This is a genomic window from Calditrichota bacterium, from assembly GCA_013151735.1.
In the GTDB taxonomy this organism is placed as follows: domain Bacteria; phylum Zhuqueibacterota; class JdFR-76; order JdFR-76; family BMS3Abin05; genus BMS3Abin05.
The window spans coordinates 1-14524 of sequence record JAADHR010000099.1 but is presented as its reverse complement, the minus strand read 5'-3'; the positions used below and the strand labels follow the sequence as shown (position 1 = coordinate 14524).

General features: G+C 45.3%; 15 protein-coding genes and 1 tRNA gene. 1 reads left to right on the top strand and 15 read right to left on the bottom strand.

Annotated elements, in window-relative coordinates; genetic code table 11:
• Positions 1-2: 2 nt before the first annotated feature.
• The 12 genes from GXO76_06820 to GXO76_06765 all read right to left on the bottom strand — a co-directional run bounded on the left by GXO76_06820 (position 3) and on the right by GXO76_06765 (position 10189).
• Positions 3-785 carry an ABC transporter permease gene (locus GXO76_06820; GenBank protein NOY77566.1) on the bottom strand — a complete coding sequence of 261 codons (783 nt, stop codon included), beginning with the start codon at positions 783-785 and terminating at the stop codon, positions 3-5.
• Positions 782-1732, bottom strand: coding sequence for an ATP-binding cassette domain-containing protein (locus GXO76_06815; GenBank protein NOY77565.1), 951 nt, complete (start codon positions 1730-1732; stop codon positions 782-784). The genes GXO76_06820 and GXO76_06815 overlap by 4 nt, the downstream gene beginning before the upstream one ends.
• An 18-nt stretch (positions 1733-1750) precedes the next feature.
• Positions 1751-2020 (bottom strand): 30S ribosomal protein S15, encoded by a 270-nt coding sequence (gene rpsO, locus GXO76_06810; GenBank protein ID NOY77564.1) that lies wholly within the window; start codon positions 2018-2020, stop codon positions 1751-1753.
• A 23-nt stretch (positions 2021-2043) separates the two neighbouring features.
• Positions 2044-2970 (bottom strand): bifunctional riboflavin kinase/FAD synthetase, encoded by a 927-nt coding sequence (locus tag GXO76_06805; protein NOY77563.1) that lies wholly within the window; start codon positions 2968-2970, stop codon positions 2044-2046.
• A 27-nt stretch (positions 2971-2997) separates the two neighbouring features.
• Complete coding sequence (gene truB / locus GXO76_06800; protein ID NOY77562.1) at positions 2998-3732, bottom strand: tRNA pseudouridine(55) synthase TruB; 735 nt, start codon at positions 3730-3732, stop codon at positions 2998-3000.
• The gene (rbfA, locus tag GXO76_06795) at positions 3692-4054 is read right to left on the bottom strand and encodes a 30S ribosome-binding factor RbfA (protein ID NOY77561.1); all 363 of its coding nucleotides are present in this window, start codon (positions 4052-4054) and stop codon (positions 3692-3694) included. Before rbfA ends, truB begins: the two co-directional genes overlap by 41 nt.
• A 9-nt stretch (positions 4055-4063) precedes the next feature.
• The gene (locus tag GXO76_06790; GenBank protein ID NOY77560.1) at positions 4064-4342 is read right to left on the bottom strand and encodes a DUF503 domain-containing protein; all 279 of its coding nucleotides are present in this window, start codon (positions 4340-4342) and stop codon (positions 4064-4066) included.
• 18 nt (positions 4343-4360) lie between these two features.
• Positions 4361-7069, bottom strand: a complete 2709-nt coding sequence (infB, locus tag GXO76_06785) for a translation initiation factor IF-2 (GenBank protein ID NOY77559.1) — start codon at positions 7067-7069, stop codon at positions 4361-4363.
• Positions 7069-8310: a transcription termination factor NusA gene (gene nusA / locus GXO76_06780; protein NOY77558.1), complete on the bottom strand. Its 1242-nt coding sequence runs from the start codon at positions 8308-8310 to the stop codon at positions 7069-7071. Before nusA ends, infB begins: the two co-directional genes overlap by 1 nt.
• 24 nt (positions 8311-8334) lie before the next feature.
• Entirely contained in the window at positions 8335-8778 is a 444-nt protein-coding gene (locus GXO76_06775) for a ribosome maturation factor RimP (GenBank protein NOY77557.1), read from the bottom strand.
• Positions 8779-8988: 210 nt separating this feature from the next.
• Positions 8989-9062 (bottom strand) — tRNA-Arg (locus GXO76_06770).
• 248 nt (positions 9063-9310) lie between these two features.
• A complete protein-coding gene (locus GXO76_06765) occupies positions 9311-10189 on the bottom strand; it encodes an SDR family NAD(P)-dependent oxidoreductase (protein ID NOY77556.1) in 879 nt (292 codons plus the stop codon).
• A 243-nt stretch (positions 10190-10432) separates the two neighbouring features.
• Between GXO76_06765 and GXO76_06760 the strand changes: the two genes are divergently transcribed.
• Positions 10433-11635 carry a hypothetical protein gene (locus GXO76_06760; protein ID NOY77555.1) on the top strand — a complete coding sequence of 401 codons (1203 nt, stop codon included), beginning with the start codon at positions 10433-10435 and terminating at the stop codon, positions 11633-11635.
• Between the two features lie 144 nt (positions 11636-11779).
• Here the strand turns inward: GXO76_06760 and GXO76_06755 are convergent, their stop codons facing one another.
• The 3 genes from GXO76_06755 to GXO76_06745 form a co-directional block, all read right to left on the bottom strand.
• On the bottom strand, positions 11780-12481 hold the full coding sequence (locus tag GXO76_06755; GenBank protein NOY77554.1) for an ABC transporter ATP-binding protein: 702 nt from the start codon (positions 12479-12481) through the stop codon (positions 11780-11782).
• Positions 12478-13587 carry an FtsX-like permease family protein gene (locus GXO76_06750; protein ID NOY77553.1) on the bottom strand — a complete coding sequence of 370 codons (1110 nt, stop codon included), beginning with the start codon at positions 13585-13587 and terminating at the stop codon, positions 12478-12480. Before GXO76_06750 ends, GXO76_06755 begins: the two co-directional genes overlap by 4 nt.
• Before the next feature lie 202 nt (positions 13588-13789).
• Positions 13790-14524 (bottom strand): DUF1669 domain-containing protein (locus GXO76_06745; protein NOY77552.1); only part of this gene is annotated, 735 nt, incomplete at its 5' end.

Sequence of the window (14524 nt, the reverse complement as noted above, 5' to 3'; positions counted from 1 at the left end):
TCTTACAACCTCCATTTTTTGGATTCCAGAGAAATATATGTCAGAAATATTCCAAAAAACGTGAAACTCAGATAATAAACAATATTCCCCAAATCGATGACGCCCTTCGCAAAATCATCAAAATGATTGATGAGCGAAAGTTTATCCAGAAACGATCCCACTCCCGGGCTCACGAACCCGGACATCCAGCCGATGGCCCAGAAAAACAAGATAAAGGCAAATGTGGCTACCGCCGCAATGATCTGATTATCGGTAATTGACGAAAAAAACAACCCAAAGGCAATATAGCTCATACCAATCAGCAGAAGCCCCAAATAGCCGGATAAAATGGGACCCAGTTCAGGATTCCCAAAGAAAAAAAGCGATACCATATAAAGAAATGTAAGAGCCAGCATGACAACAAAAAGGGTTGTGCTGGCTGTAAATTTAGCCATTACCGTTTCGATGGTTCGCACCGGTGACGTAAAAATAAGTTCGATGGTTCCGGTTTTCTTTTCCTCTGCGATGAGCCGCATGGTTAACAACGGAAGCCAAAAAAGGGCAAACAGACTGATATTATGCAATAAGGGCCGAATGGCCATACTGTTCACATTGAGTTTGGGTGGAGCCATCCGGTAATATTGAGCCTGCATGGTGTAGCGGAAACTCAGTTCAACAAAATTCGAAATAATGAGATAGAAAAATATACCGGTAATCAGAATAAAGAGCGCAATGACGATGTAGGCAATGGGAGACACAAAATACGATTTTAGCTCCCGGTCAGTTATCGCTAAATAGCTTTTCACGAGAACGCCACCTCCTCTTCTTTTGTAGTTAAGCGCAGAAATACTTCTTCAAGGCTCATTCCTACAGGTCTCATCTCAAAGAGGCCCCAACCTTTTTGTACGATTGTTTTGGCGATGTCCTTACGAATATCCCGGTTCGGGATACTCTCCACAATAAATGATACATTTCCGTTCGTTTCTTTCTCGCGAACAACGGATGAAACAATGTCCAGCGACCGAAGTTCATTTTCGATGACTTCAGCCGGCCCTTCAACTTCCACATAAATCTTTTCATTTCCCTGAAGCCGGCGAGTCAGGTTTTCGGGCGTATCTTCAGCCACCACCCGTCCTTCGTTAATGATAACCACCCGATTACAAGTTTGACTCACTTCGGGAAGAATGTGCGTGCTCAAAATAATCGTGTGATCTCCCCCAAGGTCTTTAATCAACTTTCGTACGTCAATAATCTGCTTGGGATCGAGCCCGACCGTGGGTTCATCCAGAATCAGTACGTCCGGATCGTGAACCAATGCCTGCGCCAACCCCACACGCTGACGATACCCTTTTGACAATTTTCCGATAATGGTTTTTTGAACATTGGTAATGTTCACCAGATCCATTACCGTTTCTACACGTTTTTTCAGGTTTTTGGAATCGACCCCCTTGATTTTCCCCACAAATTTCAAATAGGATTCCACCGTCATTTCCGGATAAAGCGGTGGATTTTCAGGCAGGTAGCCAATCCGCCTGCGCACGTCCATCGACTGATCAAAAACATCAAAACCCGCGACTTTTGCAGTTCCGCTGGTTGCCGGCATGTAACAGGTGAGAATACGCATGGTGGTGGTTTTGCCAGCAGCATTTGGACCCAAAAAACCGAGAACTTCACCCTTCTCGACATTGAACGTAACATTCTGAATCGCAGGTTTTTGTCCGTAATACCTCGTCAGATTTTTTACCTCGATCAATGGATCCTACCTCCGTTTTTAGCGTCTGATTCCCAATTCTTTAATTAATGAACGATATTTATCGATATCGCGGCGATTTAAATAATTCAACAAACGTCTTCTTTGTCCTACCATTTTAAGCAGGCCCCTGCGGGAATGGTGGTCTTTTGGATGGGTGCGAAAATGCTCGGTCAGTTCGTTAATCCGCTGGGTTAACATCGCCACCCGCACCTCGACCGAACCCGTATCCTTTTCGTGCAATCCAAATTTTGTCATGATTTCTTTCTTCTTTTCTTTTGATAAAGGCATAATTCCTCCATACAGTCAGTTTTTCATTGGAAATAATTTTTTGCTATTTCTATATCCCGGTGGATTTGTTTTTTTAGTGCTTCAATTGAATGGAATTTTCTTTCACCCCGAATTCGCGACAAGAGCAATAGTTTCATCGGCAAGTCGTAAATATCTTCATCAAAATTAAAAAGGTGGACCTCAATTGCCAAATCCTTTTCACCAAATGTCGGACGATTTCCAATATTGGCAATTGCCGGAAAACTTTTTCCTTCCAAAACAGCCTCGGCTATATAAACACCATTTCGGGGAATGAGTTTATGGGGATGGTTTATCTCGAGGTTGGCCGTGGGAAAAAGTGATTCTCTCCCCCGCCCCTTTCCCCTGGAAACCTTTCCGGTAATCTGGTAGGGGCGGCCCAGAAAGGCGGTTGCTTTTGAAATGTCACCATCACGAAGGGCATTCCGTATGGTTGTACTCTTGACTACCTCTCCGTTCAAAGATACCGGATCAACAACATTCACGCGAAAACCAAATTCACTGCTCATTTTTCTCAGCGTCTCAACATTACCCGATCGTTTTTTCCCAAATGCATGATCGTAGCCAATAACAATATCTTTAAAACCAATTTTTTTGATTAATATTTCTTTAATGAATAAGCTCCCCGAAAGTTCCGATAATTCCTTCGTAAACGGAATAACAATCACACCATCAATGGGAAATTTCTGTACAATTTCGAGCTTTTCTTCCAATGTCGTTAAAATTGAAATGGGCTGGTTCCGAGTATTTAAGACTAATTGCGGATGGGGTTCAAATGTTACCAGGAAAGCCGTTCCCTTAAACCGTTTCTTTTTTTCCAAAACATGAGAAATAAGCTTTTGATGTCCCAGGTGAATACCGTCAAAGGTCCCGATTGTAATAATTGGAAATTCTTTTTTGGGAATAGAATTAAGATCTAAAAACACATCCATTTAAGAGTTATGCATCCTTCTCTGTACTTATTCCACCGCTTCTTCTTTTTCAGACACCTGTTTTAAGCTCAAAACCCAATCAATAAATGCATCAATGTCCCATGCCCTCTCCACTGAATAATCCCCGATCCGGCACCGCCTCAGGGATTTCAGATATCCGATGGTCCCTAACGCCTTTGCAACATCTCTTGCCAGCGCCCGGACATAGGTTCCCTTTGAGCAGGTAACGCTAAAATGAATGTCGCGTTCCGAATAGCCTAACAAACGAATCGAATAAATATGAATTTTTCGGGGAGCCAGTTTGACCGGCTGGTTTTGACGCGCATATTTGTAAGCCCGCGTTCCACCAATTTTAACGGCCGAATACGAAGGAGGTATCTGAAAAGATTCTCCTTCAAAACGTTTCAAAGCCGATTCAATTTCATCCGGCGAAAATTCTGCAACGTCTTTCCGGCCAATTACCTTCCCATCCACATCCAGAGTGTCGGTCTCCACACCTAATTCAATAATTCCTTCATACGTCTTTGGTAAATTGATAAATGTGGGGGCCAGCTTTGTTTTTTTTCCCGTAAGAACAATTAACAAACCCGATGCAAAGGGATCAAGGGTTCCAGTATGACCCGCTTTTCTAATCCGCAATGCCTTCCGGATTTTATTAACCACATCAAACGACGTCCAACCAATGGGTTTGTCGATGGGAATAATCTCGCCATCCTCAAAATTATAGGCTGTCTTTTTGGTCGGATTTTTTGATTTTGTCAATGAGGTGCTCAATATTTTCTGCGTAGTCCAGAGTTTCGTCCAGCACAAATTGCAAATAGGGAATATATTTTAGTGTCAGTCGGGTTTTAAGCAAAGCCCTCACAAAATGTTCTGCATGATTAAGGGCCTCCACTTCTATTTCTTTCTGATGGGTATCCCCCATTATCGAGACATATACTCTGGCGGATTTGAGATCGTTGCTCACTTTAACCCCGGTGATTGTACTAAACCCCACGCGGGGATCCTTAATTTCCCGCAAAATAATCTGACTGATCTCCTCTTTTAACAGATCCCCCACTTTTAAAGCACGTTGCACAGCCATTGTTCTCTCTTAAAATATATCCACAAAATGATCAAGAATCTCTACCCGCCCATCCCCGTCAATAAACTGGATGATTTTCGCAAATGTTGAATCGACTATTTTGTGATCGTTGGTAACAATTGCAATCCCCAAAACCACGCGCTGCCATTTTTCGGCGCCGTCCAATTCAGAAATCGATACATTAAATTTATTTCGAATACGGGTCTTAATGCTCTTAACCGCAAATCGCTTTTCTTTGAGTGATTGACTCCCCGGAATAAACAGATCAATTTGACAAAAACCAACCATTTTGGGTCAACTCTACTATTACCCGTTGCTGCTTTTCAGGGTTTTCTTTATTTCCACAATTTGGTATGTTTCCAATATATCCCCCTCTTTAATATCGTTAAAACCGGCAATCCCGATACCACATTCATACCCCGCCGCCACTTCTCTTGCATCCTCTTTGAATCGCTTGAGTGAAGCAATTTCGCCTTCATATACCACTTTTCCTTCACGAATGACACGCACCCGATCGTTTCGCTTTATCTTTCCTGAAACAACATAACATCCGGCAACCGTGCCGACTTTTGGAATGCGAAAGATCTGTCTCACTTCGGCATCCCCGACCACTTCCTCTTTCTGCTCCGGCTCCAGCAGGCCCTCCAAAGCCAGTTTGACATCCTCAATGGCGTCGTAAATGATGGAATAGGTTTTAATATCCACTCCCTCGCGCCGCGCAATTTCCCAGGCTTTCGGATTCGGACGCACCTGAAATCCAATAATGATGGCTTCCGAAGCCGCCGCAAGAAGAACATCCGTTTCAGAGATCGCACCTACACTCTTATGAATGATATGTACGGTCACTTCATCGTTGCTCAAATGCATCAGGGCATCGCTCAGCGCTTCCGCCGAGCCCATTACATCAGCTTTAACAATTAGTTTTAATTCCTTGACTTTCAGTTGCTTCACGCGCTTTGAAAATTCATCAAGACTCATGTGTCCCCGGCTTCTCATATCCTGCTCACGCTTAAGCTGCTGGCGCTTGAGGCTGATTTCCCTGGCTTCCCGATCGGATCGCAAGGCATAAAGAATATCGCCCGCCTGGGGAACATCTGAAAAGCCGATCACCTGTGCAGGGATGGAGGGGCCAACGGATTTTATCCGTTTTCCGCGTTCGTCATACAGGGCGCGCACTTTTCCGCTGCGGAGTCCGGCAATGATCGGGTCGCCAATTTTCAACGTCCCGGTTTGAACCAACACCGTGGCAACAGGGCCCTTTCCTTTGTCTAAACGGGACTCCAGTACAACGCCCTTTGCCAGGCGATGCGGATTAGCTTTGAGTTCCAGAAGTTCTGCCTGGAGAAGAACCAATTCGAGAAGCTGGTCGATATTTTGTCCGGTTTTTGCCGAAATTTCAACCGATGGAAATGAACCACCCCATTCTTCAATCAGAACACCGGCATCCGCCAATTGTTTTTTGACGAGTTCGACGTTTGCGTTGGGTTTATCAATTTTATTAATGGCCACAATAATGGGAACGCCCGCCGCTTTCGAGTGATTGATTGCTTCGATCGTCTGTGGCATAACACTGTCATCAGCAGCCACAACCAAAATAACGACGTCCGTTGCCTGTGCGCCGCGTGCACGCATGGCCGTAAAGGCTTCGTGACCGGGAGTGTCCAAAAAGGTCACCTTTTTTCCGTCCACTTCAACCACATAGGCGCCAATATGCTGTGTAATCCCCCCCACTTCGCCGGCCACAATTTTGCTTTTGCGGATGTAATCCAGCAGAGACGTTTTGCCGTGATCCACATGACCCATAATGGTTACGATAGGAGGCCGGGGCACCAATTTGGCCTCATCTTCATCTTCCTGATCCAACTCCTCAATAATGTCTGTTCCGTATTCTTCCTGGGGTTCAACCTCGAATCCAAATTCATCGGCAACCGTAATAATGGTATCCATATCCAAGCGCTGATTAATAGATGCAAGCATCCCCAGGTTCATGAGCGTTCGAATCACTTCATTGGGTTCAACATTCATGGCCTTGGCCAGTTCACCGACCGAAATGAATTCACTCACGCGAATCACATTGCCTTCTTCTTCCACAGCGCCTTCTGTCGTCTGAACCCTCTTTTTATGCTTCGGACGGCCTCCCCTTTCCTCCATAGCCGCCATGGTCCGCTTAACAGCCGCTTCAACTTCTTCAGCAGAAATTTTATGTTTGGGCTCTTTTTTCTTCTTCTTTTTGCCCTTTTCCTTGGCCTTTTTGGCGGCCTCTTCTTTCAGACGTTCCTTGCGTTTCTTCTTTTTCTTTGGTTTTTCGGCCTGAGGAGGTGTTGCTTTTTCCTCTTCTTTTTTCTTCCCCTCTTTGGATAGTTTATGAACACGAACCTTTGGCTCTTCCGTTTTCGGAGCAGGTGCGGCCGCACCCTCTTCTGATTTTACAGGCGCTTTCTTTGTTTCTTCGATTTTGGCTTCCGCAGCAGTTTCTTGTTTGCTTTCTTCTCTTTGTGCAGGGATTTCCTCTCTTACTTCAGGATAATGCGGCTCGATGGAGGGTCCTTCCGTGGAAAGAATGGCCTCCAGGCGCTTTTTCCCGGATTCACTCTTATCAACAACCTTTCTTTCCCTGGCCTTAGCTTCGCTTCTTCTTTTTTTCTCTTCGGCCTTGGCCCGTCTCTCTTCTTTGGTTTCTACGATGATCGGACCGGGTGTTGCCGTAACCAATTCTTCAATTTCCTTTGTGATAAACTGCTTGCGGAGTTCTTCCTGTTGCTGTTTTTCACGAAGTTTTTTCTGATAATCGGGTTCCGACGCAGGGACAGGTGTCTTCTCCTTACCGAATTTTTTGTTCAGTTCGATGAACATCTCATCGGTAATCACACTCATCTGGTTTTTGACCGGATACTTTCGCGTCTTCAAAAAGTCCAGAATCGATTCAATAGACACATGAAACTCTTTTGCGATCTGAAAGACTCGCAGCTTTTTCTTTTTCTTTGCAGAAACAGTTTTTTCTTCAACGACTTCCATTATTTCTCGATATAGTTTTTCACAGATTCAATGATTTTCTCTGCCGTTTTTTCACCGATGCCCGGAATTTGTACAAGTTTGTCGGTCCCGGCTCGCAAAACATCCTCTGGCGTGTTTAAATCAGCTTCTTTTAGTTTTTCCAAAACGGCTTTACCAATTCCAGCGATTTGACTGACGTCCAATTCTTCTTTGGCCCGATTCATCATATTTTGATAATCGCTCTCTTTTATCGTCTCAATTTCGTAGCCCGTGAGCTGTGAGGCCAGGCGCCTGTTTACCCCGCCCCGGCCAATGGCCAGCGAAATATATTCATCAGGAATAATGGCAATGGCGGATTTGGCCTCTTCATCAATAATCACATAGGATGTTTTTGCAGGACTCAGTGCCCGAGAAATAAACAGTTGCGAATCGGAGCTCCAGTTAATGACGTCAATTTTTTCATTATTTAATTCTTTTACAATTTCCTGAATTCGAATCCCCTTCATTCCAACACAGGCTCCAACCGCATCAATCCGTTTATCATTTGAATGAACCGCAATTTTTGCCCGTTCTCCGGCCTCCCGCGCAACGGCTTTGATTTCGATTATTCCATCGTAGATTTCCGGAACTTCCAGTTCGAGCAGGCGCACGAGAAATTTGGGATCCCTTCTGGATACGACAATTTCAGGCCCCTTGTTGGAGCGCCGCACCTCTTTAACCACCGCACGAATGCTTTCTCCTCTCCGATACCGCTCATTTTTAATCTGCTCTTCCTTTGGCAGAACCACCTCTGTTTTGTCAATATTGATATAAATTTCGTCCCGGTTGATTTGTCGAATATCACCAATAATAATTTCCCCTAAACGATTTTGATATTCTTCAAAAATACTCTCCTTTTCAAGATCGCGCAGCTTTTGGCTCAAATTCTGTTTGGCCGATGCAATAAGCCGCCGCCCGAATTTTCTGGGATCAACCAACTCCAGAAATTCATCGCCAATTTCAAGATCCGGTTCTACCTTTTGAGCGGTTTCCAAATCAACTTCCGTTGTCTCGTCTGTAACCGTTTCAACAATGGTTTTGTTCTGGTAGATTTCTATTTCGCCCTTGTCGATATTTACAAAGACCTCAAAATTATCCGTTGTTCCATATTTTTTCTTAATCATCGACAGCATGATGCCTTCCAATATTTCGGCGAGCTGCTCCCGATCAATTTTCTTTTCTTTCGTAAGCTCCGAAATGGCTTCGGCAATTTCTATCTTCATTACCGACTTAACCTCCAAACTTTTTTACCATTTAACACGTTGTGTTGCCTTTAAAATGGAATGTAACGGGATTTCCAGTTCACCCTTTTCGTTTGAAATGGTGAGGGTGTTTTCTTCTATCTTTTTCATATAACCCGTAATTTTGTGCAGTCCTTTTTCATCTTGAAATTGAACATCCAAAATACGGTTTATGTGACGCTCAAAATCCCTTTTTGTTTTCAATGGCCGATCAATACCCGGAGAGGACACCTCAAGACGGTAATTATTTCCAAGAAGATCGTCCAATTCCGTTTTTTCCAAAAGCTTTCTGGAAATTTTGGTACAATCGCTAATGGTCACACCCCCCACTTTGTCAACATAAATAATGAGGATGTGATTTCGTTTTGTTCCCTTCAGAACAATGTCAACAAGTTCTGCCCCCTCCTTCTCAATCTCCGGCGTTACAATTTCTGTAATTCTATCTTTCATTTTGAAAATCCCATCCAATAAAAAAGTGGGTCTTTTGAACCCACTTCGAACAGTAATATAAGAAAAAAAAAGACATTATGCAAGAAAAATGTTTCCGTTTCACAAATGAATAGACATTGTCGATTCCAATAGTGTGACGCGATGCATATTCTTAGTTTAATGTAACTGTTCGAAATATTGGGATGTTTTGCTAAAAAAATCCCAAATTAGTGCCCCTGGGGTGACTCGAACACCCGACACGCGGTTTAGGAAACCGCTGCTCTATCCACCTGAGCTACAGGGGCGCTCTTTATTTTCAATGGGTTATGAAACACACCTTTTCACCAAACCCATCTGGGTGTCCGTAGGGTGTCCATTTGCTTTAATTTTTTCTGATTCTTTCGTCCCGGTTCCCAGTAATTCTTCGGCCGCTTTTCGTTTGTACGGTATCTTTCCCTGCTTTTATTAAAATGAATAGGGGAAGACATTTTTTTAACGCTTAAAATATAGTACTTCAAGGAATAAAACACAAGTAAAAATTTTGAGGCCTGTTTCATTTTGGCCCCTTTTTTTCCAGAATGTAATCCACTATCGTTTGAGGGAACAATTCAAGAAACGCGGCAAGTCCGGACATATAGCCAACTCTGTACCTTCTTTTTGGTCTTTTGCTGATAAGCGCTTTATAGACTATTTTTGCCACTTCTTCCGGATGAGTTCTTTTTTTATCAAATTCTTCAAATTCTTCTCTTACTCTTCTTAAAGAATCGGCATACAGGTCATAAATTTCTTTCGGCCATTTTTTTATATTCTCATCCAAAACCTGATATGTTTTTGAGGGAGACTCTGTTTTTATGCCACCGCAACGAATAAGTATACTTGGTATGTTCCAGGGCATTAGTTCTATCTTAAGCGTTCTGGAAAGAAAATTAACGGCAAAATCACATGCATGAATATCGGTCAGATAAGGGCTCGGAAGCAATGCCGGAGTGGCTATCCAAAGAATTCTTCCTTTTGCTTTGCGAATAGAAGGCAAGAATGATTGTAACAAAGCAACGGGCCCGAGAAGTCTGGTTTTCAATTCAGCGTGGAATTTCTCTAAGTTTAATAATTCAATTGGCGCAATGCTGCCTCCACCAGCGGCATTGATTATGGCATAGAGTCCATTTATTTTCAGTTCCGATAACTTTTTGCTTACAAACTCATGAATTCCCTTTACATGATCTAAATTTGTCAAATGCAAAGGATAGACTGGAATTAAATTTGATAACCCCAGATTGGATAATTTTTCTACATCATTCTTTTTACGAACCGTAGCAAAAACTGTAAAATTATTTTTTGCTAAATGAGTCGCTATGGCATAACCTATTCCAGAAGAACTTCCCGTTACGAGAACGGACGGGTTGGGATTTCCAACATTCGTTTTTAAACGCATTGTCGTTTCCTATGTGTTATTGAATTAATCACGGTTCAGATTGTGGCTTGTTCCGCTTTCACAATCTAACCGTGGTCGTTAGGGCTTTTTCAAGCCTTCTAAAGTCTTCTTCATTTATTTTAATCGAACTGATAAGTTGTTCGACATCATTCCCGTAATAATTATGTTGAATCCCTTCTTGATTCGGACACATTTTTATACTACATTTTTTGGGTTAGATCCATCACCAATCGGAGGAATAGCATGTCATCTCTTCTTCGCACCCTAATTCTGGCCGTTTTTTCACTGGCTTTTATCACCCGGGCACCGGCTCAATCACTGAAAACAATCCACGCGTGGGCCTATCAACTGGACGCCATTCACCCCGCTGAGATTGCGGCTAATGCCACATTCGATCTCATGGTCATGGATTACTCGGCAGACGGCACGCCGGAAAACGCCTTCACACGCAGCCAGATTCGACAGATCCGGAACAGCGGCAAAATCGTTCTGGCCTACCTTTCCATCGGCGAAGCTGAAGACTACCGTTTTTACTGGAATCCGGACTGGGCAATCCACCCTCCCGCCTGGCTGGGACCGGAAAATCCCGACTGGCCGGGCAATTACAAGGTGCGCTTTTGGGACCCCGGGTGGCAGAAAATCGTTTTCGCTTACGTGGACACACTTCTGGCGCAGGGGTTTGACGGCATCTACTGCGACATTGTGGATGCCTACGCATACTGGCAGGAGGAAAATCCCGAGGAGCCCCGGGCGGACTCTCTCATGGTTCAATTTCTGGCGGACATCCGCCGGCATATTCAGGAAAAAATAAGCACCCCGTTTTTTGTTTTCCCGCAGAACGCCGAAGAGATTGTTCATGCGGAGCACATTTCAGACCGCTTGCGCCAGGTGTACTGGAATTCCATCGACGGCATTGGCGTGGAAGACGTTTTTTGTCCAGGCGATGCCGACGAGAACAATCCCTTTGCACCCGATTTCGAGCGACTCAACATCCTGCAGGAATTTCTGGCACACGACAAGCCTGTGCTTTCGGTGGACTATGTGACCGATCCGGCATTAGTACAACGCTACGTACAAGCGGCCCGCGCTGCCCATTTTCTCCCCTACACCAGCACCCGCAGTCTGGACCACCTGTACAACGGGATTGCCTCACGCGTGGCTTGCGCCCCCCATTCCGGGCCCGGATCATTTGTCCTGCTTCCGAACGTGCCCAATCCTTTCAATTCAACTACGCGATTTCGATTTTTCCTGCCCCTCCAAACAGATATTCAACTGGACATCTACACTGTATGCGGCGCTCGCGTGCTTCACCGCCAATGGCGCACCCTGACGGCCGGCTGGCACACCTTTTTCTGGGAAGCGGATCGGTTACCCACCGGCACGTATTTTTATCGCCTCAAAACCGCCCGGAATACCGCCGGGGGAAAGGCCCTGCTGCTGAAATAGGGTTCTGTCACAGAAAACGTCGGTGTTGAGATTGCTTCACGCATTTTTCAAAACCCTCCAATTGTTCGACTCACGCGAATAAAATGCCTCTTCATCAACAATCCGCCAAAAATAAGGTCTGAACGCCTCCGGGCCTCGCAGCGATTAAGTCCACCCGGGTTTCTGATGGGTGTTCCTCAGTTTTCCATCTTCCATTTCCAGGATACGGTGAGCAAAGGGGACGATGCGGTCGTCGTGGCTGGCAATGAGTACGGTTTTGCCTTTCTTTTCAGCCGCTTCACACAAAAGTCGAATAATCGCTTTCCCGGCTTTTGAGTCCAGACTTCCGGTGGGTTCATCGGCCAGAATGAGGGATGCCTCGTTCGCGAACGCCCTGGCTACGGCCACGCGCTGTTTTTCCCCTCCGCTTAAAACATCCGGGTAAAAGGAAGCGCGGTGCAGCATTTCCACTTCTTCCAGAACCTCACGCGCAATTTCCCTGGAATATCCCGAAGGAACACCCCTCAGGTTCAGAACCAATTCAATATTCTCCCGAACATTCAAAAAATCCAACAGACGAAAGGTTTGAAAGATAAAGCCAATATTCAGCAATCTGAATTGGGTAAGTTCCGATTGAGAAAGAGCGGTAATTTCCTTTCCCATGATTTTTATTGTCCCTTCCGTGGGCCGGGTCAAACAGCCGATCATGGAGAGGAGAGTGGTCTTCCCGCTGCCATTGGGCCCCCTGATCAACACCATTTCACCGCGTTTAATGGTGATTGAAACCTGGCGGACGGCATGTACGGTTCCGTTGTAAATTTTCGTCAGGTTCACGATCTCGATAGCCGTCTGGTTTTGATTATTCATGCCCGAAACACCTCAGTTGGATAAATTTTGGACAGCTGGTGAATGGGGACCCAAACTCCGGCGCCGGCCATGACGAGTGCAACCCCCGCAACGGTGATCGCCTCCTGCCAGGTAAAGTGAAGGGCCACAGACGGCACAAAATATACAATGACGGGCGCGCCCGCCAAATAAAGAAAAAGTCCTGCAAGCGATCCCACAAGGGCAATCAAAAGGGACTGCTTGAAGACAAAACGGGCAAGGAATCCGTGACTGGCTCCAATGGCCTTGAGTACAGCATAGTCTTCCCGCTTTTCCAGAACCGAACTATAAAGCATTAATAGAATGATGGCCGCTCCAATAATGATCCCCAGAAAAGCCACCGTTAAAAGCACCGGCAACAGGCCTGTTTTTAATTCATTGATGTTGTTGGCAACAAACTGTTTTTTGCTGAAAAACGCCAGGTCCGGGAATTTATTCTTCAAGTTTTTGATCACCTTCCCTAATGGTACGTGTTTGTCCGACCCGATAAGAAAAAAACTGACAAAGCCGGAAAATCCGAGAATTTTTCGGGCATCGTGCACCGTGGTAAAACAAAACTGAGCAATGACGGCATTCGTTGCTTTTGTAATCCCAATAATTCGAAAATTTGTCCCCTGGACATTCAGTGAATCATTGAGATGCAGATTGAATTTTGCCGCCAGTGTCTGATCGACGATGATTTCCTGCGAATGGAGATCAGCTGAGCCCTTGACCAGAGTTCGGGGTTTGGCCAGGCTACTTTGGGGATCAATCCCCAGCAGAAAAAAGGTCACAGGCGTGTTATTCAGGTCTGCGGTTGCCAATAACCGGAGAATACCCGTTACTTGACTCACGCCGCGTGTTTCTTTTATTTTTTCTCCCAACGAAACCGACAGGAAGGATGAGCTCCGCAAAATGTTGGTGGAGTTTTTTTGACAAATCCAAATATCGGCGGGACAATTGGCAACGTAGCTGGTGGCGCCCCGCTTGACGCCCTGATACAGACTCATCAAGAATAGCATGAGCATAACCGTAAGCCCCACCCCAAGGCTGGTAATAAAAAATCTTCTCCATTGCTTGCGAATAAATCGTCTGACCAAAGGAATCATTTTAGTGACTCATTTCGGTTCTTCAATTGAAAGAATAAAAAAATGCACAAACACGCATCCGGGCGTCACCTGCCGACCGGGGACGGAAGGGTTCAAACGCACGGCCGTTTCCGGTGTTCACCGGATGTATTGGCCGTCAATAGTTTTTAACGGCCGGTATTTTACTCCGCTACCCTCCCCTTCCCTTCTGACATTCATGCGTTCAATATTCTTTGTACACCCGGTTAAATCCGGCAGCAATTATTTTTTCTTTAAAATTGAGGGGCGCTGCCGGAAGGCTGTTTCGGGTCCAATCTTCTTCAAACAGCGCCCGGAATTTTTCAAAAACGGATTTCCCTTTCATGAAAAAGCAACTCTCAGAATTGGCCGCAAAGCTGGCGTAGGTCCAGTTGGTGGAACCAACCACCACCTCGTCGTCATCAAACAAAGCTACTTTCATATGCATTTCCTGGCCCGGTGCGCAGCGATACAGCCTAACGGGGATATTCTCCCGCAGCAATTTTTGAATGGCGGCTTTGTTTGGAAATCCCCCCAGATCAAATTCAAGGGGTAATCGATTGGCATCAAGTAAAACGCGCACATCAATTCCCCTCTTAAAGGCCCCGATGAGTCCGGTAATGAGAGCCGGGTCGCTGAGCAGGTACATTTCCAACAAAATCCTTTTGCGTGCGTTTTTTATTTTTGACAGCAGAAATGCCCTGGTGTTTTCAAGATATGGCATTGTGACCAGATACTGAATCCAGACACCTTCGCCCGGATCCGCAGGCGGGTATCCGGCGTTTTGTTTTTCCAATGAAGGTGAAAGGGTTGTCCCGCCGGCCAACTCCCAGTTCCGGTCGAAAACTTTTTGCACCTCCCGCACCACGGGCCCCCGGGCTGCGACCATAACATCGTGATTCTTCTCCGTAATGCTGGCAAAGTTCATCCCGCCAATCAT

What these genes read in the sequence shown, in the direction of transcription:
- nusA (NOY77558.1), bottom strand. Translation starts at nt 8,310, where the DNA reads ATGAAGATAGAAATTGCCGAAGCCATTTCGGAGCTTACGAAAGAAAAG.
- rpsO (NOY77564.1), bottom strand. Translation starts at nt 2,020, where the DNA reads ATGCCTTTATCAAAAGAAAAGAAGAAAGAAATCATGACAAAATTTGGA.
- GXO76_06760 (NOY77555.1), top strand. Translation starts at nt 10,433, where the DNA reads ATGTCATCTCTTCTTCGCACCCTAATTCTGGCCGTTTTTTCACTGGCT.
- GXO76_06790 (NOY77560.1), bottom strand. Translation starts at nt 4,342, where the DNA reads ATGGTTGGTTTTTGTCAAATTGATCTGTTTATTCCGGGGAGTCAATCA.
- GXO76_06755 (NOY77554.1), bottom strand. Translation starts at nt 12,481, where the DNA reads ATGAATAATCAAAACCAGACGGCTATCGAGATCGTGAACCTGACGAAA.
- GXO76_06765 (NOY77556.1), bottom strand. Translation starts at nt 10,189, where the DNA reads ATGCGTTTAAAAACGAATGTTGGAAATCCCAACCCGTCCGTTCTCGTA.
- GXO76_06750 (NOY77553.1), bottom strand. Translation starts at nt 13,587, where the DNA reads ATGATTCCTTTGGTCAGACGATTTATTCGCAAGCAATGGAGAAGATTT.
- infB (NOY77559.1), bottom strand. Translation starts at nt 7,069, where the DNA reads ATGGAAGTCGTTGAAGAAAAAACTGTTTCTGCAAAGAAAAAGAAAAAG.
- GXO76_06775 (NOY77557.1), bottom strand. Translation starts at nt 8,778, where the DNA reads ATGAAAGATAGAATTACAGAAATTGTAACGCCGGAGATTGAGAAGGAG.
- rbfA (NOY77561.1), bottom strand. Translation starts at nt 4,054, where the DNA reads ATGGCTGTGCAACGTGCTTTAAAAGTGGGGGATCTGTTAAAAGAGGAG.
- GXO76_06805 (NOY77563.1), bottom strand. Translation starts at nt 2,970, where the DNA reads ATGGATGTGTTTTTAGATCTTAATTCTATTCCCAAAAAAGAATTTCCA.